Source organism: Kaistia algarum (assembly GCF_026343945.1).
Lineage (GTDB): Bacteria > Pseudomonadota > Alphaproteobacteria > Rhizobiales > Kaistiaceae > Kaistia > Kaistia algarum.
In genome coordinates, this window is record NZ_JAPKNJ010000001.1 from 2,260,343 (window position 1) to 2,283,766 (window position 23,424).

22 protein-coding genes, 1 pseudogene and 1 riboswitch are annotated in these 23,424 nt (G+C 65.2%); of the genes and pseudogenes, 13 read left to right on the forward strand and 10 right to left on the reverse strand.

Annotated elements, in window-relative coordinates:
• Positions 1-3: 3 nt before the first annotated feature.
• A complete protein-coding gene (locus OSH05_RS10890) occupies positions 4-663 on the forward strand; it encodes an LON peptidase substrate-binding domain-containing protein (protein WP_104221048.1) in 660 nt (219 codons plus the stop codon).
• Position 664: 1 nt separating this feature from the next.
• On the forward strand, positions 665-865 hold the full coding sequence (locus OSH05_RS10895; protein ID WP_104221047.1) for a Trm112 family protein: 201 nt from the start codon (positions 665-667) through the stop codon (positions 863-865).
• On the opposite strand, the gene OSH05_RS10900 is transcribed toward OSH05_RS10895, so the two are convergent.
• Positions 866-2,110, reverse strand: a complete 1,245-nt coding sequence (locus OSH05_RS10900) for a ubiquinone biosynthesis hydroxylase (protein ID WP_104221046.1) — start codon at positions 2,108-2,110, stop codon at positions 866-868.
• Between the two features lie 66 nt (positions 2,111-2,176).
• Between OSH05_RS10900 and OSH05_RS10905 the strand changes: the two genes are divergently transcribed.
• The 10 genes from OSH05_RS10905 to OSH05_RS10950 all read left to right on the forward strand — a co-directional run bounded on the left by OSH05_RS10905 (position 2,177) and on the right by OSH05_RS10950 (position 13,083).
• Complete coding sequence (locus OSH05_RS10905) at positions 2,177-3,109, forward strand: acyl-CoA thioesterase (protein WP_407660361.1); 933 nt, start codon at positions 2,177-2,179, stop codon at positions 3,107-3,109.
• Between the two features lie 276 nt (positions 3,110-3,385).
• Positions 3,386-3,724 carry a P-II family nitrogen regulator gene (locus OSH05_RS10910; RefSeq protein WP_104221044.1) on the forward strand — a complete coding sequence of 113 codons (339 nt, stop codon included), beginning with the start codon at positions 3,386-3,388 and terminating at the stop codon, positions 3,722-3,724.
• A gap of 153 nt (positions 3,725-3,877) precedes the next feature.
• Positions 3,878-5,230 (forward strand): ammonium transporter, encoded by a 1,353-nt coding sequence (locus tag OSH05_RS10915; RefSeq protein WP_104221043.1) that lies wholly within the window; start codon positions 3,878-3,880, stop codon positions 5,228-5,230.
• A gap of 200 nt (positions 5,231-5,430) precedes the next feature.
• Positions 5,431-6,618 carry an aminotransferase class I/II-fold pyridoxal phosphate-dependent enzyme gene (locus OSH05_RS10920; protein ID WP_104221042.1) on the forward strand — a complete coding sequence of 396 codons (1,188 nt, stop codon included), beginning with the start codon at positions 5,431-5,433 and terminating at the stop codon, positions 6,616-6,618.
• A 16-nt stretch (positions 6,619-6,634) separates the two neighbouring features.
• Positions 6,635-9,187, forward strand: a complete 2,553-nt coding sequence (locus OSH05_RS10925) for an FtsK/SpoIIIE family DNA translocase (RefSeq protein WP_104221041.1) — start codon at positions 6,635-6,637, stop codon at positions 9,185-9,187.
• A gap of 213 nt (positions 9,188-9,400) precedes the next feature.
• The gene (locus tag OSH05_RS10930; protein WP_104221040.1) at positions 9,401-10,051 is read left to right on the forward strand and encodes a LolA family protein; all 651 of its coding nucleotides are present in this window, start codon (positions 9,401-9,403) and stop codon (positions 10,049-10,051) included.
• A 296-nt stretch (positions 10,052-10,347) separates the two neighbouring features.
• Positions 10,348-11,151: an exodeoxyribonuclease III gene (xth, locus tag OSH05_RS10935; protein WP_104221039.1), complete on the forward strand. Its 804-nt coding sequence runs from the start codon at positions 10,348-10,350 to the stop codon at positions 11,149-11,151.
• 150 nt (positions 11,152-11,301) lie between these two features.
• Positions 11,302-11,859: a hypothetical protein gene (locus OSH05_RS10940; protein WP_266352198.1), complete on the forward strand. Its 558-nt coding sequence runs from the start codon at positions 11,302-11,304 to the stop codon at positions 11,857-11,859.
• Between the two features lie 88 nt (positions 11,860-11,947).
• Positions 11,948-12,331: a COG4315 family predicted lipoprotein gene (locus OSH05_RS10945; RefSeq protein WP_104221037.1), complete on the forward strand. Its 384-nt coding sequence runs from the start codon at positions 11,948-11,950 to the stop codon at positions 12,329-12,331.
• 491 nt (positions 12,332-12,822) lie between these two features.
• A complete protein-coding gene (locus tag OSH05_RS10950) occupies positions 12,823-13,083 on the forward strand; it encodes a hypothetical protein (RefSeq protein WP_104221035.1) in 261 nt (86 codons plus the stop codon).
• Between the two features lie 119 nt (positions 13,084-13,202).
• Here the strand turns inward: OSH05_RS10950 and OSH05_RS10955 are convergent, their stop codons facing one another.
• The 5 genes and pseudogenes from OSH05_RS10955 to OSH05_RS10975 form a co-directional block, all read right to left on the reverse strand.
• On the reverse strand, positions 13,203-14,225 hold the full coding sequence (locus OSH05_RS10955) for an acyl-CoA desaturase (RefSeq protein ID WP_266352199.1): 1,023 nt from the start codon (positions 14,223-14,225) through the stop codon (positions 13,203-13,205).
• Positions 14,226-14,337: 112 nt separating this feature from the next.
• Positions 14,338-14,547, reverse strand: a riboswitch (cobalamin riboswitch).
• 37 nt (positions 14,548-14,584) lie between these two features.
• A pseudogene (locus tag OSH05_RS25255) lies at positions 14,585-14,674 on the reverse strand (NAD(P)-binding protein); the annotation flags it as partial.
• 20 nt (positions 14,675-14,694) lie between these two features.
• A complete protein-coding gene (locus OSH05_RS10965) occupies positions 14,695-15,423 on the reverse strand; it encodes an SDR family oxidoreductase (protein ID WP_104221034.1) in 729 nt (242 codons plus the stop codon).
• Positions 15,424-15,549: 126 nt separating this feature from the next.
• Positions 15,550-16,812 (reverse strand): class II D-tagatose-bisphosphate aldolase, non-catalytic subunit, encoded by a 1,263-nt coding sequence (locus tag OSH05_RS10970; protein WP_104221033.1) that lies wholly within the window; start codon positions 16,810-16,812, stop codon positions 15,550-15,552.
• The gene (locus OSH05_RS10975; protein ID WP_104221032.1) at positions 16,809-17,771 is read right to left on the reverse strand and encodes a sugar kinase; all 963 of its coding nucleotides are present in this window, start codon (positions 17,769-17,771) and stop codon (positions 16,809-16,811) included. The genes OSH05_RS10970 and OSH05_RS10975 overlap by 4 nt, the downstream gene beginning before the upstream one ends.
• Positions 17,772-17,966: 195 nt before the next feature.
• Between OSH05_RS10975 and OSH05_RS10980 the strand changes: the two genes are divergently transcribed.
• Positions 17,967-18,986, forward strand: coding sequence for a LacI family DNA-binding transcriptional regulator (locus OSH05_RS10980; RefSeq protein ID WP_165801716.1), 1,020 nt, complete (start codon positions 17,967-17,969; stop codon positions 18,984-18,986).
• A gap of 31 nt (positions 18,987-19,017) precedes the next feature.
• Here OSH05_RS10980 and OSH05_RS10985 read toward each other — a convergent pair whose 3' ends face one another.
• The 4 genes from OSH05_RS10985 to OSH05_RS11000 all read right to left on the reverse strand — a co-directional run bounded on the left by OSH05_RS10985 (position 19,018) and on the right by OSH05_RS11000 (position 23,293).
• On the reverse strand, positions 19,018-19,773 hold the full coding sequence (locus OSH05_RS10985) for an ATP-binding cassette domain-containing protein (RefSeq protein WP_104221030.1): 756 nt from the start codon (positions 19,771-19,773) through the stop codon (positions 19,018-19,020).
• A complete protein-coding gene (locus OSH05_RS10990) occupies positions 19,766-20,884 on the reverse strand; it encodes an ABC transporter permease subunit (RefSeq protein WP_104221029.1) in 1,119 nt (372 codons plus the stop codon). Before OSH05_RS10990 ends, OSH05_RS10985 begins: the two co-directional genes overlap by 8 nt.
• Before the next feature lie 118 nt (positions 20,885-21,002).
• The gene (locus OSH05_RS10995) at positions 21,003-22,001 is read right to left on the reverse strand and encodes an ABC transporter substrate-binding protein (RefSeq protein WP_104221028.1); all 999 of its coding nucleotides are present in this window, start codon (positions 21,999-22,001) and stop codon (positions 21,003-21,005) included.
• A gap of 389 nt (positions 22,002-22,390) precedes the next feature.
• Positions 22,391-23,293, reverse strand: a complete 903-nt coding sequence (locus OSH05_RS11000) for a sugar-binding transcriptional regulator (protein ID WP_104221027.1) — start codon at positions 23,291-23,293, stop codon at positions 22,391-22,393.
• Positions 23,294-23,424: the final 131 nt, after the last annotated feature.

Below are 23,424 nucleotides of genomic sequence, written 5' to 3' on the forward strand. Positions count from 1 at the left end.
CGCATGCAGGCTGGTAAGGCCACTTATCGATCTCCGGCGGATCTGCCGGAGATCATTCCGGTATTCCCGCTCTCGGCAGCGTTGTTGCTGCCGCGTTCGCAGATGCCGCTCAACATCTTCGAGCCGCGCTATCTCGCGATGGTCGACGAGGCGATGGCGGGCAATCGCATTCTCGGCATGATCCAGCCTGTCGCCGAGAGCGACGAGGGCGCGCTGTTCCCCATCGGGTGCATGGGGCGCATCACGTCGTATGGCGAGACCGATGACGGGCGTTACATGATCTGCCTGACCGGCATTTCGCGCTTCCGAATCGTCGAGGAGGTCGAGGCGGTCTCGGGCTTCCGCCGTTGCCGCGTGACGGCCGAGCCGTTCCGCGAGGATTTCGAGGAGAATGCCGGAGCCGAGGGTGTCGACCGCGACCGGCTGCTCGACGTGTTCCGGGCCTATCTCGAGGCGCATCGGCTGGAGGCCGACTGGGACAATATCGGCCGTACCTCGAACGAGACGCTCGTCAACGCGCTGTCGATGATGAGCCCCTATGGTCCGGCGGAGAAGCAGGCCTTGCTCGAGGCGGCAGACCTTCGCTCGCGCGCCGAGACGCTGATCGCGCTCACGGAAATCTCGCTCGCGCGTCGCGGCGATGCATCGCAGCTGTTGCAATAGGATGGCCGCGCCCGAGCGTCCGGCGAGCCGGATCGACCCCAAGCTTCTCGAAATGCTGGTCTGCCCTCTGACCAAGACGTCGCTCGACTATGATTTCGAGCGGCAGGAACTGGTCAGCCGCGCAGCGCGGCTCGCCTATCCAATCCGCGACGGCATCCCGATCATGCTGCCCGACGAGGCCCGGCCGATCGAAGATATCTGATCAGACCGCTTCGCCGCGCAGCAGCTTTGGCCCGCTGGCGGCATTGGAGGCGGTGTCGATGAAGCGCCGCTTCAAGCGCGGCAGGCGATCGACGAGGCCGAGCCCGATATCGCGGGCGATCCGCAGCGCCGGGTTGTCGTTCGAGAACAGCCGGTTCAGCCCGTCGGTCACCATTCCCATTTGCACCGTGTCGAAGCGCCGCCAGCGCTCATAGCGCTCCAGAGTCTCGATCATGCCCGGATCGAGGCCGAGGCGGGCGGCGTCGATCACGGTCTCGGCGAGCGCCGCCGCATCCTTGAAGCCGAGATTGAGGCCCTGGCCCGCGATCGGATGGATCGCATGGGCCGAATCGCCGCAAAGCGCGAAGCGCGGGGCGATGAAGCGGCGCGCGACGCGAAGCCCGAGCGGGAAGGCGCGCGGTTTGCCCTTGAGGCTGAGTGCGCCGAGATGATGGCCGAAGCGTCGTTCCAATTCGAACTGGAGCGTGAACTCGTCAGCGCGGAGCAGGCGTTCGGCTGCCTCGGTCGTCTCCGTCCAGACCAGCGAAGAGTGGTTGCCCGGCAGGGGCAGGACGGCGAAGGGTCCTGCCGGCAGGAAATGCTCCTCGGCGCGGCCCCCATGCGGACGCTCATGCTGGACCGTCGCCACGATGCCCGACTGGCCGTAATCCCAGCCGACCGTACGGACGCCGGCGAGATCGCGAAGCCGCGATTTTGCCCCGTCCGCCGCGACGAGCAGGCGGGCCTTGATCGCCTCGCCGCTGGCGAGCGTCACCACCATCGCCGAGGGCGTCGCCACGAAATCGGCGACGGAGCCTTCGATCCGGACGACGCCGCAGCGATCCGCCGCCTCCAGGAGATGGCCGACCAGCGCGGCATTCGGCACCATATGGGCGAGCGGGCCGTCCGGCGCGCCGTCGGCGGCGAAAGTGAGAAAGACGGGGCGGACGGAATCGCGGGTGCGGCTGTCCGTCACTACCATTTCGGTGATCGGCTCGGCTTCGTCCGCGAGGCGCTCCCAGATGCCGAGCGCTTCCAGCATGTGACGCGCGGACGCGGCGATCGCCGAGGCGCGGCTGTCGCGGGTTCCGGCGCCCAGCGGTGCCGGATCGACCACGGCGACGGCCATCGAAGGTTCGCCCTTACGCAGCGCCAGCGCCAGCGAGAGGCCGACATAGCCGCCGCCGGCGATGACGACGTCGAAGCGCCGCGGTGCGCCCGACGGTTCGTGGGTCTCCTTGGTCATGACGGCATTCCTTGCATCGAGTCGGCTGCCGCGGTCCCGATGGCAGGCGCGAACTGGCCCATTGACTTGACCGGTGCGCCGCCGCATCTGGAGGCGCGGCCGGCCGCCGCTTCCTTTCCGCCGGGCTCCACCGTGACCGACGATCTCCTTTCCATACTGGATCTCGATCCCGTCGACGACAACCGGTTCCGCGGTCGCAGCTTCGATCCGGGCTGGCAGCGCATTTTCGGCGGCCAGGTGCTGGGCCAGGCTCTGATGGCCGCGTCGCGTACCGTAACGGATCGAGCCTGCCATTCGCTGCATGGCTATTTCCTGCGTCTCGGCGACCCGGAGGCCGATATCATCTATGCGGTCGAACGGATCCGCGACGGAGGATCCTTCTCAACACGGCGCGTGCTGGCCGAGCAGCATGGCCAGGTGATCTTCTCGATGGCCGCGTCCTTTCATGCCGAGGAGGAAGGGCTCGAGCACCAGACGTCGATGCCGATGGTGCCGGCACCGGATGCTCTGCCATCCGAGGCGGAGTTCCTCGACGTGCTGCTGCGCGAGGCGCCGAGGACGGCGCATAAGTTCTGGCGACGGCCCCGACCGATCGAGATCCGTCCGGTGGATATCGGCGCCTATATGCGACGGGATGGCTCTGCGTCGGCGCAGGCGGTCTGGATGCGGCCGCGTGTCGAGCTTGGAAGCGATGTCGGGCTTGTGCGGTCCGTCCTCGCCTATGCCTCCGACCTGACCTTGCTCGACACGACGCTGATCGCGCAGGGGCGCTGGGTGTTCGATCCGACGCTGCAGGTGGCCAGCCTCGATCACGCCATGTGGTTTCACCGGCCGTTCCGCTTCGACGACTGGGTGCTCTATGTCAGCGACAGTCCGTCTGCCCATGGCTCGCGCGGTTTCAATCGCGGCAGCCTCTACGAGCGCGGCGGAGCGCTGATCGCTTCCGTCGCGCAGGAAGGCCTCGTGAGGAGCGTCCAGGCGTCCCCTGCTCGCGATTGAGGCGATGCCTAGATATTAGGCGTGTTCGGGGTGTTTTTTTGATCATTTTCTGGTCATCTGCATATTGTATGCACGAGCATCATGGCCAGATCGCTCGTCTGCTGTGGCGATGCAGCCAATAATTGCGCGAAAACACGCCGTGCTGAAATGTCAGGCCCCATCTGGCACGGACTTTGTTAGACGCTAGCCAGCGAAAGGCTTTACGCGCAGCGGGGGCATTTCCGGTCGACCAATCGACGACGGTGCAGAAGTGCCGGAAATAGACGGGAAGATGACATGAAAATCGTTATGGCGATCATCAAGCCATTCAAGCTCGACGAGGTACGCGACGCCCTCACCGCCATTGGCGTGCAGGGACTGACCGTGACGGAAGTGAAGGGGTATGGCCGCCAGAAGGGCCATACCGAGATCTATCGTGGCGCCGAATATGCCGTGAGCTTTCTGCCGAAGCTCAAGGTCGAGATCGCCGTGCCTTCCGGCTCTGTCGATCAGGTCGTGGAAGCGATCAGCGGTGCCGCCAAGACCGGCCAGATCGGCGATGGAAAAATCTTCGTCTATTCGATCGAACAGGCGGTCCGCATCCGCACGGGCGAGACCGATTCCGACGCTCTTTGACGGAGGCAGCGGTTCGTTTCCGCATCGATAGAGATGGTAAGTTGCACAATGTTTGATCGTATCGCCGACTACGCGGCCAACATACGCGAGAAGGGGCTCGGCCTTCCGGGCGCTGGCAGCCGACCGGACGGTCGGACCGAGAGGAGAGGTTCCATGAAGTTCAGAAATGCCCCTTATGCACTGCTCGGCGCGGCAGGTTCGCTGCTGACGCTGACGGCCATGGCCTATGGCCAGGACGCAACACCCGCGGCCGACGCTGCAGCCGCCGCAGCTCCGGCCGTCGCGGCCGCGCCGGTGTTGAACTCCGGCGACACCGCCTGGATGCTGATCTCCTCGGTCCTCGTGCTGATGATGATCGTCCCGGGCCTTGCCCTGTTCTATGGCGGTCTCGTCCGCACCAAGAACATGCTGTCCGTGCTGATGCAGTGCCTGCTGATCGCTTCGATCGTCATGGTCATCTGGGTCTTCTACGGCTACAGCCTCGCCTTCACCGATGGCGGCGGCTTCATCGGCGGCCTGTCCAAGGCCTTCCTGGCGGGCATCACGCCCGACACGCTTTCCGGCACTATTCCGGAATATGTCTTCGTCGTCTTCCAGATGACCTTCGCGGCGATCACCCCGGCGCTCATCGTTGGCGCCTTCGCCGAGCGCATGAAGTTCTCGGCGGTGGTGCTGTTCATGATCCTCTGGGTCACGTTCATCTACCTCCCGGTCGCCCATAGCGTCTGGCAGTCGACCGGCTGGCTGTTCCAGCTCGGCGCCCTCGACTTCGCCGGTGGTACCGTCGTCCACATCAATGCCGGTATTGCGGGCCTCGTCGGCTGTATCCTGGTCGGTAAGCGCATGGGCCTCGGCAAGGATCTGATGCCGCCCCATTCGCTGACCAATTCGATGATCGGCGCCTCCCTGCTGTGGGTCGGCTGGTTCGGCTTCAACGCCGGTTCGGCTCTCTCCGCCGGCTCGGTCGCGGGTCTGGCCACCATCAACACTTTCGTCGCGACCGCCGGTGCGGCGATCGGCTGGGTGTTCATCGAATGGGTCGTCCGCGGCAAGCCGTCCATGCTGGGCGCGATCTCGGGCGTTGTTGCCGGCCTCGTGGCCGTCACGCCGGCTGCCGGCTTCGCCGGTCCGGTCGGCGCCATCTGCCTCGGCTTCGTCGCCTCGATCGTCTGCTTCTTCTTCGTCACCACGGTGAAGAACGCGTTCGGCTATGACGACAGCCTCGACGTCTTCGGCGTCCACGGCATTGGCGGCATCGTCGGCGCCATCGCCACCGGCATTCTGGTCAGCCCGTCGCTCGGCGGTACCGGCATCAAGGACTATGCGATGGGCCATCAGGTCTGGGTGCAGATCCAGGCCGTCTTGTTCACGATCGTCTGGTCCGGCATTGGTTCGGCGATCCTCTACAAGATCGTCGATGTCATCGTCGGCCTCCGCGTGCGCCCCGAAGTCGAGAGCGAAGGCCTCGATATCCAGGAGCATGGCGAGCGCGCCTACCACAGCTGATCGCGAAACGGGGCGCCTCGCGTGCCCCGTCCTCCCAAGCGCGAAAACTGGCCCCGGCTTCCCGCCGGGGCTTTTTCATTTTGGGAGGCTATTCGCCGGGCCCGGAGCTGCCAACCGCCCTTGCCGGACATCGATGGTTAAAGGGGGCTTAACCAAGGGCGGCTAGAGTCGGCGCCTGGAGTTCACCGACGAGGATCGGCATGGCCGGCACCACGAGCGCCGTAAGGCTCGTTTCGCCCTTCGCCCGCTTGAACGACCGCTTGGCGGGCATCCCGCCCGGGCGGCCGCCGATCCTGCTCGGCCTCGGCGAGCCGCAGCATGCGATCCCCGATTTCGTCGGGCCGACCATCGCGGCGCATCTCAGCGAATTCGGCCAGTACCCAGCCATTCGCGGTACCGATGCGTTTCGCCGCACCATCGCCGACTGGCTCGGTCATCGCTATAGCCTCGTTCACGCTATCGACCCGGAACGGATGGTGCTGCCGCTCAACGGCTCGCGTGAGGGGCTGTTCTTCGCGGCGCTTGGCGCGCGCGAACGCACCCGCCGGATCGAACGCCCGATCGTGCTGCTGCCGAACCCGTTCTACCAAGCCTATGCGGCCGGCGCGGAAGCCGCGGGCGCGGAGATCGTCCTGGTGGAGCCGGATGGCGAGCGGACATTGCCCGATCTGGCCACGCTCGGCGAAGACATATTGGCGCGCACCGTCGCGATCTATGTCGCTTCGCCCTCCAACCCGCAGGGCAGCGTCGCGACGCTCGGCGAATGGAAGCGACTGATCGGGACGGCGCGGCAGTACGACATCATGATCTTGGCTGACGAATGCTATTCGGAGATCTACCGGACGGCGCCGCCGCCCGGCGTGCTCGAGGCGGCCGATTCGCTGGGCGATGGCTATGGCAACGTCCTCACGTTCCACTCGCTCTCCAAGCGTTCCAATCTGCCGGGGCTGCGCTGCGGCTTCGCGGCGGGGGATCCGGGCTTCATCGCCGGCTGGACGCGGCTGCGCAACATGGCGGCGCCACAGGTGCCCGGCCCGCTGCAGGCGGTGGCGGTTGCGGCCTATTCCGACGAGAGCCATGTCGCGGCGAACCGCGCGCTCTACAACGAGAAATTCGCGCTGGCCGAGGCAATCCTCGGCGATAGGCTCGGCGGGGGCGTGCCGCAGGGCGGGTTCTTTCTCTGGCTGCCCGTTCCGGATGGCGAAGCGGCTGCCGTCCGGCTCTGGCAGGAGGGCGGGGTGCGGACGATACCGGGCGGATATCTGTGCCTGCCGGATTCCGAGGGCCACAATCCCGGCGTCGGATACCTGCGCATCGCCATGGTTCAGGACCTCGACGTCACCCGCGAGGCACTGACACGCATGGCAGATATTTTCGACCGATCGTGAAGGACAGGATGTGACGATGCGCTCGATCCGTTCCGAAGCCCTGGCCCTCGACTCCGACGATGACGGGCTGCGCCGTTTCGTGCAGCGGCATCTCGGCCTTGCAATCGGTATCGCCCTCATCGGCGGGACGGCGGCGGTCGCGGTGGCGCTCGCCACCTGGGCGGTCGACGATCCGTCGCTCTCCTATGCGACGTCCAAGCCGGCGGCCAATGCGCTCGGCTTTCCAGGGTCGATCCTCGCCGATCTGCTGATGCAGTTCTTTGGCATCGGCGCGGTCCTCCTGCTGCTTCCGGCCGTGATCTGGGGCTGGCGGGCGCTGTTCGGCGGCATCCGCCGCTTTCGCGGCGTGATGGCGGCGAGCTGGCTGGGGGCGGCCGTTCTGGGCGCCGGAGCATTGGCCTTCCTGCCAGTGACCGCACATTGGCCATTGCCGACCGGCCTCGGCGGCGTCCTCGGCGATCTGGTCGCTCGGCTGCCGGCGTCGATCTTCATCGGCGCCGACAGCACGACGGCGAGGCTGGCGACGCAGGGGATCTATGCCGCGCTGACCGCTCTCCTCCTCGTTCATGCCTTCGGGCTGCTGCCGGCCCGCAAAACTGTGGCCGAGCCGAAGCGTGCGGCCCTGCGGAACGCGGCCAAACCGGCGCCGAAGCGCGTCGTTCCGGCGGATGACGAGACCGAGGACGATGAGGAGGACGAGGGCGGCGGGTTCCTAGCGGTGCCGCTCGGACAGCTTGCCCATTGGGGCTATTCGCTGCGCGCCGGCACGCGCCGTCTCTTTCGGCGTCGGCCGGCCGAAACGCGCTCGCTGACGGTCGCATCCGGCAGGGCGGAACGGATGGAGCCGCAATTCGGCGTCGGCGCCGTCAGCCCGCGCCCTGCACTCGAAGACGAGGACGATTTCGACGCGGACGACGATGGCCTCGATGCCGTGCCCGCGCGGGGACCCGCGACCACCACGCCGCGCGTCACCCCGCCGGCGTCCCGCCCGAAGCCCGGCAAGCGCCTGGCCCAGGAAGCGCAACCCTCCTTGCTGCGAGCCGAGAAATTCGAGCTTCCGGCCTTGCAGTTTCTCACCGAGCCCAAGGCGATCGATCCGCGCTCGCGCATCAATCTCGATGCGCTCGAGCAGAATGCGCGTGTGCTCGAAGGCGTTCTCGATGATTTCGGCATCCGGGGCGAAATCGTCAATGTCCGGCCCGGCCCGGTCGTGACGCTCTACGAGCTGGAGCCGGCACCTGGCATCAAATCGTCGCGCGTCATCGGCCTCTCCGACGACATCGCCCGCTCGATGAGCGCTATCGCGGCGCGCGTCGCCGTCATACCCGGCAAGAATGCGATCGGCATCGAACTGCCCAACGCCAAGCGCGAGATGGTGTATCTGCGCGAAATGCTGGCAGCGGAGGATTTCGAAAAGTCGAAGGCGCGTCTGCCGATCAGCCTCGGCAAGACGATCGGCGGTGAGCCGGTCATCGTCGATCTCGCCCGCATGCCGCATCTGCTCGTCGCCGGCACCACCGGCTCGGGCAAGTCCGTTGCGATCAACACCATGATCCTGTCGTTGCTCTATCGGCTGACGCCGACCGATTGCCGGCTGATCATGATCGACCCGAAGATGCTGGAGCTTTCCACCTATGACGGTATCCCGCATCTTCTGACCCCCGTCGTCACCGACCCGAAGAAGGCCGTCGTCGCGCTCAAATGGACCGTGCGCGAGATGGAAGACCGCTACCGGAAGATGTCGAAGGTCGGTGTCCGGAACATCGATGGCTACAATGCGCGCGTCGGCCAGGCCAAGGCCAAGGGCGAGGTGCTGACGCGCACGATCCAGACCGGCTTCGACAAGGAGACGGGCGAGGCGATCTATGAGCAGGAGGACCTGCCGCTGGAGCCGATCCCCTATATCGTCGTCATCATCGACGAGATGGCCGATCTTATGATGGTCGCCGGTAAGGACATCGAGGGCGCGATCCAGCGCCTCGCCCAGATGGCCCGCGCCGCCGGCATCCACGTCATCATGGCGACGCAGCGCCCCTCGGTCGACGTCATCACCGGCACGATCAAGGCCAACTTCCCGACGCGCATCTCCTTCCAGGTGACGTCGAAGATCGACAGCCGCACCATTCTTGGCGAGCAGGGTGCGGAGCAGCTGCTCGGCCAGGGCGACATGCTCTACATGGCGGGCGGCGGCCGTATCCAGCGCGTGCACGGACCTTTCGTCAGCGACGAGGAAGTCGAGAAGGTCGTGCGCCATCTGAAGACGCAGGGCCATCCCGACTATCTCGAATCGATTACGGAGGATGACGGCGAAGGCGGCGAGAGCGGCGCCGGTAGCGATGCCTCCCTCCTCGGCGGCGAGGAATCGAACGATCTCTACGACAAGGCCGTCGCCGTGGTGCTGCGCGACCGCAAGGCCTCGACCAGCTATATCCAGCGCCGGCTTGCCATCGGTTATAATCGCGCGGCCTCGCTGATCGAGCGCATGGAGAAGGAAGGCCTGGTCGGGCCGGCCAACCATGCGGGAAAAAGAGAGATTCTCGTCGGCGGGGAGGAGGAGGGGCGGTTCTAGCGTCGCCCACCCCTTTCGCAGCGGGCGGAAGGCCCTATCTTCGTCAGGCGGCGTTTGCCGTTCGCGATCCGGAAGCCGCTCCGCCCGCAAGGTCGGTCCGGCCACCCGCCGTGAATTCGCCATCAAACCCACCTAGTCGAAGGCGCCTGCCGATTACGGCTGCCTTCGGCCTCTCGGCCGCTTCCGGCGGCCCTTGCGACACGAAGGGATGCCATGAAGGCGCTCAACAACGTCTCCGGCTCAACGCGCCGTTCCGTCCTCGCCTCCGGTCTGGCGCTGGCAGCCCTCGGCTGGGCCCTGCCGGCAAGCGCGGCGTTTTCTGCGGATCAGGCCGCCACGCTCAAAAAGATCGACAATTATTTCAATTCGATCCGCACGATGCAGGGTCGCTTCATCCAGTTCGGACCGAATGGCGAACAGTCGGAAGGCGTCTTCTTCATCAGCCGTCCGGGCAAGATCCGCTTCCACTATAATCCGCCCGTGAAGATGGATGTCATCTGCGACGGTAGCCAAGTGGCGATCCGCGATAGCAAGATGATGACGCAGGATCTCTATCCGCTGTCGAAGACGCCGCTGCGCTATCTGCTCGCCGACCGCATCGATCTGACCTCCGCGTCGATCGTGCAGAAGGTTACGGAGGAGCCGGACCTGATCTCGCTCGTCCTTGCCCAGGATGCGAGCTTTGGCGACGGCTCGCTCAAGCTGATCTTCGACAAGCAGAGCTTCGAGCTGCGCCAATGGGTGGTCACCGACGCGCAGGGCCTCGATACGTCGGTTGCGATCTATGATGTCGAGGTCGGCAAGCCGGCCGATCCGAAGAATTTCAAGATCGACTACTATCTGCCCAGCACCAAGCTGCGCTGATCGCGGCGTTGTGATCCGCCGCCTTTTGAGTCGGGACTTGAAAACGGGCCACGGCGTGCCGATCTTCGAACCATAGCGGGACGACCCAAGGCTTGGTAGTGCCCCCCGTCTCACCGAGCCCCAGTTCCGCGAGGCGCCATGTCCCCGACAGGCGCTAAAGCGCTCCGAGCGCGACGCCCAGCCTCCCCCGGGGCTGGGCGTTTCTTTGTCTGCTTCTTCGTGGCCCGAATTGCGCAATTGCGATTGGACTTGGAAGGCGAATTGCGTATGCCCTTGGCTTCCTTCGGGGGTTCAGCATGACGATCACGATCGCGACCTGGAACATCAATTCGGTGCGGCTGCGCATCGATCTGGTTACATCGTTTCTCGAGGCGCATCGCCCCGATGTCCTCTGCCTGCAGGAAATCAAATGCGTCGAGGGCAGTTTCCCCTCCGGCGCCTTCACGAGGCTCGGCTATGTCCATCAGGCCGTACACGGTCAGAAGGGCTATCACGGTGTCGCGACGCTCTCGCGCCTGCCTTTCGCCGAGACGGCCCGTCAGGGCTTCTACGGAAAGGACGACGCCCGTCACGTCTCGGTCGTTCTGCCGGATCGCGATCTGCCGATCACGCTGCATAATTTCTACGTTCCGGCCGGCGGCGACGAACCCGATCCGGCGGTCAACGAGAAATTCGCGCATAAGCTCGGCTTCCTGGACGAGATGAGGACCTGGCTGACGGGCGCGCAGACCAACCGGCCGGCGATCCTCGTCGGTGATCTCAACATCGCGCCGCTGGAGCACGATGTGTGGTCGCACAAGCAGTTGCTCGACGTCGTCAGCCACACGCCGGTCGAAACGGAACTGTTGGAGGCGGTGCGCGTGGCTGGCGGCTGGGTCGATGCGATGCGCCATTTCATTCCGCCGGAAGAGAAGCTCTTCACTTGGTGGAGCTATCGGGCGCAGGACTGGGAAGCCTCCAATCGAGGCCGCCGGCTCGACCATGTATGGGTGACGCCGCCGCTCAAGGGGCGCCTCCTTGGCGTCGAGGTGCTGCGCGAGGCGCGCGGCTGGGCCCGGCCTTCCGACCATGTCCCGGTCATCGTGCGCATCGCTGCCTGAGCTCTCATCTATCCGATCGTTCTGCGTCGCAGCCTCGCATGATAGAATGGTTGTCTCCGATCGGAGGCGGCCATGTTCCGGTGGCTTGGCGTCGCGGCGGCCCTTGGGCTTCTCTTCCCGGCAACGGCCCGTACCGCTGCTGCCCGGGACTTGGTCCCGCGCGTCTATCAGGAGGAATTTCATCTCCGCGCCGATCGTGACTTCCAGCTTCCGGGCTGGCGCGATATGGACAGCGGGACGGCCGCCCTGCTCGTCGAAGCCGGTTGTCGCGCTCTTCGGACCGATTGCTCTCCGGACGCCGCCGGACAAGATTCGAGCGACCGGTTCCTGAAGCGGCTCATCCATTCAGATGATTATCGCGGCACGGCCTGGCTCACCCGGGTTCGTGGCGGCAGCTACTATGCCAGGTTCGTGGCCCCAAGCGGCTACTCCGCGTGCCGGGCTGGCGTCTATTGGAAAGGCGGCCTCGTCCACGGCGGGGTGCGGCTTGCAGGTTCTATCGAGCGATCCGGTCTCGACGGCGTGGCGGTCTATGCCAATCTGGATCCGTCGGCGGATGGCGTGGCCGAGTTTCGCCTTCTCATTCTTTATGTGGCGAAAGCAGAGCTGGCGTCGCATGGCTGCTGGCCCGACCAGACCCTGCTCTTCCTCTGTCGCGACGGCATATGCCAGCCGAGCCGGGCCTATCCCGAAACGGATCTGCGTTAACCGACTCCGGCTCGAATAGATTGCCGTCCTCGCGTGTTCTTGCTGCGGCCGACATCGTCGGCACACGTCAACAGAGAGGATTTCAGCCATGAGAACCGCAGCCACGAGAACTGTTCTGGCTCTGGCCATGCTTGCCGGAGCCTTCGGGCCGGCGATTGCCGCCGGACCGGCCAAGATGATGGAGACGTCCGTCGGCAAGGTCTATGTCGATGCCAAGGGGATGACGCTCTACACCTTCGACAAGGACCAGAAGGGCGTGTCCAATTGCTACGACCAGTGCGCCGTGAATTGGCCGCCCTTTGTGGCCGGAGCCAAGGCGAAGGCGAGCGGCGAGTGGACGCTGGTCGACCGGAAGGACGGAACGAAGATGTGGGCCTATGACGGCATGCCGCTCTACACCTTCATCAAGGACAAGAAGCCGGGCGACGTCGTCGGTGATGGCGTCGGCGGCGTCTGGCACGTCGCGAAATAGCCAGCTAAGGGCGGTGCCTGCCTGGCGGCACCGCCACTTTCAATTTTCGATAAAGGCAAGCATATTCGTGGGCTTCAGGCCCACATCGGGTGGGCCCGGTTCGGGGGATTGAATGTACATATTGGTTATGCTGTCGATCGTTTACGGGGCGACGGAGGAGACGAAGAGTCTCGCCGTTTCCTCTTCGATCTCGGCCGTGGGCGGGTTTGAGTCGCTGGCGGCGTGTCAGGCAGCGGGGCAGCGTCTTCTCTCGTCACCACGCCCTTCCAATCTGGAGATCCGCTTTAGCTGCGAGGTCGCCGAATGAGCTTCGACGCGCCGCGTTTCGAGCTGCAGGGCTAATCTCCCTTCGTCAATCCTAGCGGGTACCGGTCGATCCACTGCTTTTCCGGGGGAATAGGCGTTCCTTTGGCTCCTGTTGCCCGCGAGGCACAGGACCCATGGTCGACTCAGCCTAGAATCCGCCGGGCACGGGGAGTGGAGGTGCCGATATGCTCGATTTTGCAACGTATTATATCGAGTATGACGGCGGCGGGCAGCGTTCGCTTCTCCATCGCGACGGATTGCCGGTGGCGAGCTTCGCGTCCCATGATGACGCGCTGCGGAGCGCGACGAATCTCGCCAGCTCCGCCGCCGAACTCGGCATGTATTCGCGCGTCATCGAACTCGGTGACGACCTCCATGGATCGATCGTCTTCGAACGCGAGCCGATCTCCGATTCGGACCTGCCCTGGCACGCCCTCGACGACTGAGGCCGAGCGGTCGCGCCGCATCCAAGGCTCTCAGCGGATCGCGGCAGGATTCAAGTCGCTGCTGAACGGTATTTCTTGACGCAGATGTTCGGGAGCGGTACGCGCCTTCTCCGTGCCTGTCAGGGGGTCTGGCGATCCGCCCGTTGCGGCGTTGAAGCGGAGCCGCCGTGCGCGGTCGCGGCGGCCAGCTTGGCGTAGCGCTCCTGGACGTGAGGGGAGGGCTTGATGACCTTGGTGGCGAGGCCCACGGCCGAGAGAAACCGGATCGTTAGCCAGGTTACATCCAGTTCCCACCAGCGGTGGCCGTAGCGGGCCGAGCGTGGGTCGGCGTGATGATTATTGTGCCAGCCCTCGCCATTGCTGAGGAAGCCGACGATCAGATTATTCCGGCTGGATTCGTCGGTCTCATAATTGCGGTACCCCCAAAGATGGGTCACCGAATTGATCGACCACGTAATGTGCCAAACCAGCACCGTGCGGACGAAGGCTCCCCAAACCAGCAGGCTGAGGCCGAATTGCAAAGCCTCCAGCAGGCTGCCGCCCAGCAGCAATTCGGCTACGAACCCGCCGGCAAAGAAGAGCGCCCACGAAATCAGGATCACCCGAACCCAGCGGAAGTTCGCTTCGAGCCTCGCATAGAACGGGTCCTGCAGGACGTCTTTGGCATAGCGGGAGATCAACGCCCGACGTGTCAGCTCGCGATTGGTGAAGAGCATCCACCCGATATGCGCCCACAGGAAGTTGACCAGCGGGGTGTGCGGATCCGGCTGTTCGTCCGCATGCTCGTGATGCTTGCGGTGGATGGAGATCCAGCGGGCCGGCGTATCCTGAACGCAGCACACGCCGAGGATGGCGAAGCTGTGCTCCAGCCATTTCGGGCAGACGACGCCGCGATGGGTCAGCATGCGATGGAAGCAAAGGCTGATCCCGAGCGTGCCGAATACATAGAGCCCCAGAATCGCCACCACCACGCCGGTCCAGCTGAAGAGCCACGGCACGAACGCCAGAAGCGCCAGCAGGTGGATCGCCCCAATTCCGATCGCATCGATGCGGGCGAGCCGAAGAGGCTGCGCGGCTTTCGGAATATCCAGATGACCATGGGGATCCGCCCGTGCGACATCGGCATCAACAGGAACAGGCACCGGCACAAACCCAATCGTTTGGGGCCAAGGCCGGGAGGACGCGCAAGAGGCACGCGGACGCCACGGGGGCCGTCTGCAGCAAGCGACGATCCACCGGAACACTCCGCCCAGGGACGTTTACGGCGTCGCGGCAGATCTCCTGGCTCGCGGGTCGTCGCTTCCGCCCGGCCTTCCAGGATCATTTCGATCCCGGTGACGCGCGATGGGCTTCGGCGAACCGCTCACCGTTGCGGAGACAGCTCCGGGTTTGGCAGATGCCGCACCGGCTTCCCTCAAACGCTCGAATCTTGGGCTTCAAGAGACCGTGACGGTCAGACTAGGCGTTAATTCGGATACGAAGTCAACGCGTGCCGGTCGGGCCCGGCCTCGACGAGAGCAACGCGTACCTTCGGATTCTCCGAAAGCCGGTTCGCGAGCACGCAGCCAGCGGCGCCGCCGCCGACGATCATGTAGTCGAAGCCGGACACGATCAGAGGTCCTGGTTCTGCGGCAGGATGACGAGGTCGCGGATCGTGACATTGGCGGGCCGCGTCAGCATGAACACGACCGCATCGGCGACATCCTCGGAGCGCAATCCCTCGCGGCTCTCGACCTTTGCGTCGATCGCAGCCGGGTCCTTGTAGCCCCAGAGTTCGTTCAGCACGATGCCCGGCGCGACGGCGCCGACGCGGATGCCCTGCGGGGCTACCTGGCGGCGGAGACCATGGACGAAGGATTGGATCGCATGCTTGGAGGCCGAATAGATCGGCTCCCACTGGATCGCCTGATGGCCCGAGATCGAGCTGGTGATCAGGATATGGCCGTCCTTGCGCTCGATCATTTCGGGCAGGACGGCGCGGACCAGGCGGAAGACACTGTTGACGTTGACCGCGAGGAGTTCGTCCCAGGCGTCGGGATCGCCCTCGGCGACGTCGCCGGGAATATAGAGCCCGGCATTCGGCAGCAATATATCGATACGGCCGAAGCGGGCGCGCGCCTCGGCGACGACCCGGTCGACCTCGGCTGGCTTGGTGAGATCGGCGGCGATCGGCAGCGCCTCGGTCGGCAGGTTCGACGCCACGGCCTGGAGGCGTTCGGCCGAGCGTCCGACCAGGACTAGCTTCGCCCCTTCTTCGGCGACCGCGCGTGCCATGGCCCGCCCGATGCCCGAGCTGCCGCCCGTGACGAGGACGATCTTGTTCTTGAGTTCCGTCCGCATGCCTTCCTCCCGATGGCCGGCGCCTTGCGGCGCTCATGAGCGGATGCTAGGCGGCATATATTCCGCTCGTCAATTCATATCTTTTCTCGCGCAAATATTCTTCCGGATATCAAGGCCGCCGATCGATCAGCCCGCGCCGCCGTCGCGCGCCGCCGCGCGATATTTGGCGACGACCGCGCCCACCATCTGTCGGACGAGTTGGCGGGGGAGCCCGGCGGGATCGATGGCCGGGCCGACAAGGCCACCGGTCGCCTGTGCGACGAGGCCGGGTTCAGGCCGGCCCTCGGCGATATTGCGGTGGAGGCGGCCAAGCGCGGCCTGGATGCGCGGATTGGGCCAATAATAGCGTACGCGGTCGCTGAGCCCGAACAGCATCATCGCTGCCTCACGCTCATCGGCGGCGACGTAGCCGCGCCAATCCTTCGGCGCAGCGCGCATTTCGGTGCGGATCACGTCAAGGATGCCGGAGGGTTCGGCTGGCCCCAGCGACGCCTCGATGCCGGCCAGTGCGACCACGGCTTGCCGATAGGCGAAGGTCAGTTCCGGGCCGACCTTCAGGATCGCGAAATGGCCGTCGACGAGCGCCGCCAGCGCCGCCTCGGTCTGGTAGTCGCTCGAGTGGGCCTCGAAGACGAGGCCCGGCAGGCTCGCCACCGTGGCCGAGAGATCGGCGGCCTTCTCCGGCACGAAGGCGTAGACCTTGTCGTTGCCAAAATCGACGCCGGGCTGGACGACGATGCCGACGACTCGGTCGAAGGCGGCGTCGAGGCCGCGCGCCGCGAAGGCGGTGCGGTGGAGATCGATCGTGCGTTGGACCGAGGTCGTGGTCGTGACGGCGAGGGCGTCCAGCGTCTCGGTCTCGCCACCCGGGATCGGCACCTCGGTACCCACGACATAGGCGAGCTGCCGGCTCGCGGCGGCGCGCTCCGCCACGATGGCGAGGTCGGCGGCGCGTTCCGCCATGGTCGCTTCGGCAAGTTGGCCGTCATCGGCGCAGGCCATCGAGGCATCGAGATGGATCTTGGTGAAGCCAGCCTCGACGAAGGCCGCGACCATCGCCTTCGCCTTTTCCATGGCGATGGCTGCCGGCTCGTTTTTCCAGGGGTTGGGGCCGAGATGGTCGCCACCCAGGATGAGACGATCTGCGTCGACGCCCTCGTCGGCGGCGAGGCCCTCGGCGAAGCGGCGGAAATCGGCGGGCGTCATGCCGGTATAGCCGCCGAACTGGTTGACCTGGTTACAGGTCGCCTCGATCAGGATCGGCGCGTCATCGTCGCGATAGGCGGCGAAGATGGCACGCAGCGTTTCGGGGTGGGCCGTGCAGTAGGACGGGATCCCGGTCCGTTCGCCGGCGCGGTTCGCGGCGACGATATCGAGCAGCGTTCTCATGCCGCGCCCTCCAGCCGGCGTTCGATCGCCGCGAGGTTCGAATTGCCCTCCATCGGGCCGAGCCTGCCAACGGCGAGCGCACCGGCTGCGTTCGCCCGCGCCAGTGCCGCGGCAAAGGGGAGGCCGAGCGTGCGCAGCGCGACATAGGTGGCACAGAAGCAATCGCCGGCCCCGGTGGGATCGACGACTGTGGTTCGATGCGCCGGAAGGCTCACGCGCTCCCCTCTGCGGTCGAGACCGAGACAGCCGAACTCGCCCCGTTTCAGGACGACGCTTTCCGCGCCGGCGGCGATCAGGCGGCCCGCATAATCGGCGAACTCGGCACCGGGAAAGAGTACGGCCGCATCCTCCTCGCTCGGCAGGAAATAGGTCGAGAGCGCCGTCAGCGCCTCGACGGCGGCGAAATAGCCCGGATCGCCAAGCAGTTCCTTGCGTACATTGGGGTCGAAGGAAATCGCGATTCCGGCCTCGGCAAGCCCGCGCGCCACCTCCAGCGCCGTGGCCCGCATGGCTCCGTCGCCGAGCGTCGATCCCGATATATGAAAGACGCCCGTCCCGTAGACGCAGAAGGCCGCGGTGATTTCGTCGGCGTCCGGCAGATGCGCCGCGGCCGAGTGGGCGATGTTAAACACAAAGTCGCGGGTGCCGTCGCTATTGTAGGAGACGAAGGCCGAACCGGTCGGAACGCCGTCGACGACACGGATCAATTCGTTCGAGACGCCGACGCCCGTGAGCCGGTCGGTGAGCACGCCGCCAAAGGCATCGGAACCGACCGCTCCGGCGAAGATCGCGCGTGCGCCGACACGTGCCGCCTGATCGATGAAGATGCCCGGCGCGCCGCTCGGAAACGGCCCGACATAGGGAGCGGCGAGGCGATTATGGCCGTCCTTTTCCGTGCAGACGAACTCGACAAGCAATTCGCCTAGCGAGGCGACGGCAGGCCCGATTGCCGCCGTCATAATGCGGCCACGGGGCGAGAGGCACCACGGGCATCCATTACTTTATGCACGTAAAGCATTTTATTTGCGCACGTCTATTTGTTTGACAAGATGGGTGCAAGCTGGCAGCCCTTTCGTAGACCGATTTGCCGGGCGGCGCAGCCCGGATCTACCTGCGAAAGACTGAGACGCATGACGAAGACGAACATCCGGACGATGGAAGAGTTCGCGGCCGCCGTCGGCCTGTCGCGGCCGACCGTATCGAAATACTTCCAAAATCCGAACTCGGTCCGCGTCAAGGTTCGCGAACGGATCGAGGTCGGGCTGACGGAGACCGGATTTCGGCCGAACCTCTTCGCCGTCAATCTGAACCGGCGCCGCACCAAGATCATCGGCCTGATCTTTCCGAATTCGCTGGACCCCTTCTATACGGGCCTGCGCCGGCGCATCGAGGCGGAAGCGACGCAGGCGGGCTACATGCCGTTCGTCTTTTCCTCTGACGGCAAGGCCGAACTGGAGGCTGAGGCGATCGAGACGCTGACCTCGCTGAACGTCGCCGGCATCATCATGGCGCCTGTCGGCGGCAATGCGAAGCACCGCGCCAAGGTCAAGGCGCTCGCCCGGAGCAACCCGATCGTCTTCATCGATGCGCCCTTCGATGATGAGCAGCCCTTCGTTGGCACCAACAATGCACAAAGCATGTCGCTCATTACCGATTACCTGACGCGGCTTGGCGACCGGCCCTGCTATTTCGACATGCCCTGGGTGAATAGCAACGCCCATGACCGGCGTAACGCCTATATCGCGACAATGGAGCGGCGCGGGCTGGAGCCGATCGTTCTGGAACTCGAGCGCTCCGACAGTTGGGATTTTGAGCGCTATGCCTTTGAGCAGGCGAACCGGATCCTGCGCAATGGCGGCTTCCCGACGGGAATCGTGGTCTGCGGCAATGATCGTGTCGCCTTCGGTGTTCTGGCGGCCGTTAACCAGGCTGGCCTCAAAATTGGGCTCGGACCTGATTGCGATCTCCGGATCGCCGGTCACGACAACCAGCCGCTCAGCGAATATACGTGGCCGCCGTTGACCACGGTGTCGCAGAACACGGCGGAGATGGGACGGCTCGCCATCAATCTCTTGCTTTCCAAACTGGATCCGGGCCGCGTCTTCGACGATCCGCGCCTGTCGGGAGACCAGGTCCTCGTCAACGCCGAACTCGTGCTGCGCGCCTCGGCTTGAGGCCCGCGCGGCTTGCGCCGCGCGGTAGGGTTCAGCCGCCGACCATGAGCTTGACGACCTCATCATGCGTCGTCTCGGAGATCTTGCGCTCGCCGGCCATGACGCCGCGCCGCAGCACGACGATGCGGTCGGAGACGGCAAAGATATCCTGCAGATTGTGCGAGATGAAAATCACGCCGCGACCCTGCGCCTTCAACTGATGGATGAGCGAGATGACCTTGCGCTGTTCGGGAACGCCGAGCGCCGCCGTCGGCTCGTCCATGATCAGGATCTGCGCGTTCCAGTAGACAGCCCGGCCGATCGCCACCGCCTGACGCTGGCCGCCGGAGAAATTGCTCACCGGCGCATCCATGCGGCTGACATGGAAGTCGAGCAGCGCCATGGTCTTGCGGGCAGCGTCCGCCATCTTCTTGCGGTCGATCACGGGCAGGAACCCAAAGCGCTTGGTCATCGGCTCGCGGCCGAGGAAGATGTTGGCTCCGATCGTCAGATTGTCGGCGAGCGCAAGGTCCTGGTAGATCGTCTCGATCCCTTGGTCGCGCGCCTCCTGCGGCGTGGCGAAGCTCACCGGCTGGCCCTTGAGGCGGATTTCGCCGGAGCTCGGACGGTAGACGCCCGAGATTGCCTTAATGAGCGTCGTCTTACCGGCGCCATTGTCGCCGGCAAGGGCCACCACCTCGCCGGGATGAACCGTCATCGACAGGTCACTCAGGGCGCGGACGGCGCCGAAATGCTTGGAGAGATTGATGACCTCGAGCAGAGGCCCGGCATGAGGAACGTTATTCATCCTGGCGACCCCCGCTGAACCGGCGCTGCGCCTGGTCGATGAGAACAGATATGATGATGACGACGCCGACGCTGATGAACTGCCAGAACGGCTCGACATTGACGAAGACGAGGCCGTACTGGATCACGGCGATGACGAGTGCACCGGCGACGGTGCCAAGGATGGTGCCCGAGCCGCCGAACAGGCTGGCACCGCCGATCACGACCGCGGCCACGCTGTCGAGCAGCAGCGGCTCGCCGGCCTGTGCGGCTCCGGCGCTGAAGCGGGCAGCGTAGAGTACGCCGCCGACGCCGGCGCAGACGGCCGAGAGAATATAGAGGCGCAGCAGATGCGACTTGATGTCGATGCCGGCACGCCGCGCCGCCTGGACATTGGCGCCGATCGCATAATTGTGCTGGCCGAATTTCGTCTGGCTCAGCAGGTAATGCATGATCAGCACGAAGATCGCGGCGACGATGACGATGTAGGGAATCGTGAAGAAGCGGCCATTGCCGATCGTCGCGAAGAAGGAATTGTTGACGGGAACCGTCGTCCCACCGGCCAGCAGGAAAGCGACGCCGCGCGCGACGCCGAACATGCCGAGCGTGCCGATAAAGGGCGGAACGCGCAGCCGCGAGATCAGGAGGCCGTTGATGACGCCCGGTATCGCCGCGATAGCCACGGCCACGAGAAATCCGAACAGCACCGCCATGGGCAGGCCCATGACCGGATTGGCGAAGTTGATGGCATGGGACGCCACCACGGCCGCAAGACCCATGATGAAGCCGAGCGACAGATCGATGCCGCCGGAAATGATGACGAAGGTCTGCCCGGTCGCCAACAGCAATGGCGCCACGGCGAAGATCGCGATCGACTGCAGATTGAAGGGGTTGAGTACGAAGGTACCGCCGAAATCGAGGCGGGCCCACATTTCGAAGATGATGATCAGCGCGGCCAGGAAGAGCCAGGCCCGGAGGTCGGCCACGCGCTGGAGTATGGTCTTGGCGCGGTCGGCGTGATCGGCCTGGGGCGCGACGTGGCCGGGCCCGGCACCATGGCCATGCTCCGCGGCATGCCCCTTCGGGCTGGCATGTCCGGCCGCGGCCGGCACATTCGGTTCGGAAATTGTCATGAGTTCACCCGGTCAGCGCGGGACGGCGCACTTTATTCGGCCTGAGGCGGCAGGGACGGCGACAGGTCGCAAAGGACCTCCCCCGGAACGTCCGGGGGAGGATATAGTCACTCCGAGATCAGTTGGAGTAGATGTACTTGGCGACGTTCGGATCGGCGACGTTCTTCTTGTCGATCACGGTGAAGCCGGTGCCGATCGAGACCGGGATGGACTGTCCGGTCAGGTGGGCATAGGCGGAAACAACGCCGTAATAGCCGATCTCGGCGGGATGCTGCGCAATCGCCACGTCGACGAGACCGCTGTTGATGTTGTCGACGATCGACGTCGGCGCATCAAAGGCAACGACCCGGATGGTGCCGGCCTGGCCGGCCTGCTGGACGCCGGTACCGGCGCCGAGAGCCGAGAACAGATTGGCGCCGAACACGCCCTTCAGGTCCGCATTGCGGGCGAATACCGCCTGCAGCTGGGAAGCCGCCTTGTTGGCGTCGTTCTCGTTGAACTGCGTCTCCAGCACGGTGACCTTCGGGAAGCTCTCCTTCATCTCCGCCTTGAAGCCTTCTTCGCGCTGGTCGGTGGTCGAGATGCCCGGCTTGACGTTCGAGACGTAAACCTTGCCCTCGCCGCCGATCGCGGTGGCCAGCGCGCGGGCTGCCATGCGGCCGCCGAGCACGTTGTCCGAGGCGATGTAGGAGTACGGGAAGTCGGCATCGCCGGCGCCGGTCTGGTACTTGCCGGTGCCGATGAAGGTGTCGACGGTGATCACCGGGATGCCGGCATCATTCGCCTTGCGCAGCGGCTCGACAAGCTGGGTCGTATCCGTCGGCGCGATCAGGATCGCGTCGGGCTTGCGGGCGATGACCGCGTCGAGGACGGGGACCTGCAGAACCGGATTGAAATCCGGGGCGCCCTGGAAGACCAGCTCGACGCCGAGGGCATCGGCGGCTGCCTGCGCGCCCTTGCGCATCGTGATGTAGAACGCATCCGTGGTCAGGCCAGGGATCAGGGCGATGGTGTACTTCTTGGCCTGGGCGTGGGCGACACCGCCCATTGCCGGCAGACCGATCGACGCGGCCAAGGCGGCTGCGACCGCCATCTTGATAACCGAACGACGCTCCATGGTTTCCTCCCTCATGAGCTGTTCAAAGTTTCTAACCGGCCCGATCAACGTGGCCAGTTCCCATATCACCGCGACAGACGGGCCGTCTCGTCAAGCGAAATTTGTTGCTGAAGCGATTTTCACACCTCAGAACGCCTCCTGCGCTCTGGCGACGGCCGGAATGACGCCGGCCCCGAAAACAACGATTGCGCGCCCTCCTCCGAGGACCGATCGCGGGGCGAGCGCCCTGTTTGCCGGTTCCCGGCCGGCGCTCGGGGCAAACTAGAGGGCAGCCGGCCCCGCCTGTCAATTGCGTTTGTGCGCGACAAGCCCTATTTTTACGTGGCGAAAGATACGGTCCTGAGATCACGCCGCAATGCAGCATTTCTGCTGCTTTGCGCGCGGCACACTCAACGCGCCAACCGGGCGAGAATCGCCGCTGCGGTCGTGCTGTCGGTAACCAGGGCGCTCAGGAGTGCGGCCCGCGCCGCGCCAATGATCGCCTCGGCCTTGGCCTCGCCGACAGCCACGCCGATGACGAGCGGTACCCGCCGGAGTTGGTCGACCGAGACGGCGATCATCCGGCCCTCCCCCTCCCAGGACAGGATGTTGCCGTCCGCATCGAAATAGTGGCGAATCACATCGCCGGCCGCGCCGACCAGCCGGCGTTCGCTCGGCGTTGCCGCGCTCTCCTCGGTCACGGTCGGCAGATGCGGCAGCCCGACACCCACGACCGCGACGTCGATCCGGTCCCACAGCGCGACCGTTTCGCGAATCGTCGGATCAACGAGAAACGCTGCCCGCGTCTCCGCCGAGGGCAGGTAGGGCGCATGGATGAAGCGAGGCTCGCCGCCCAGATGCTTGGCCGCGAGGCGTACGAATTCGTTGACCTGGAAATGCGCCGCCTGCTGCTGCATGCCGCCGGTCGCCGGAACGACCAGGACGCCCGGAATCGAGGGAAGGCCGACCTGGATGACCTCGCGAATGGCGCGGCCCCAGCCAACCGCCAGCACCCCGCCCGCCGCAAGGCCGGACTGGCGCAGCAAGCCGCCCAGCGGGTCCGCCAGCGCCGCGGCGGCGCTCGCCGGAGGCACGTCGACGACGGCCGCGCGCTGCAGGCGGAGCGCCTTGGCCAGCCGCTCCGCCAGATCCTCCGGCTCCTCGAAATCGCGCACCTCGATCCGCACGATCCCCTCCGCCCGGGCTTGCCGCAACATGCGCGAGATCGTGGCCGTCGAGACGCCGATCCGCTTGGCGATGTCGACCTGGCTCATGTCGCTCTCGTAGTGCAGCTTGGCGACCGTGTGCAGCATCGTCCGCGCTGAACGGGTCTCCGGAGGCGTGGACTGGGACAGTTGCAATTCCTTTCAGCAATGTGTTACAGACCAGCACCGAGAGACGCTATACCCGATCCCTGCGATGAGGCAATTGTCCTTAGCCGCCA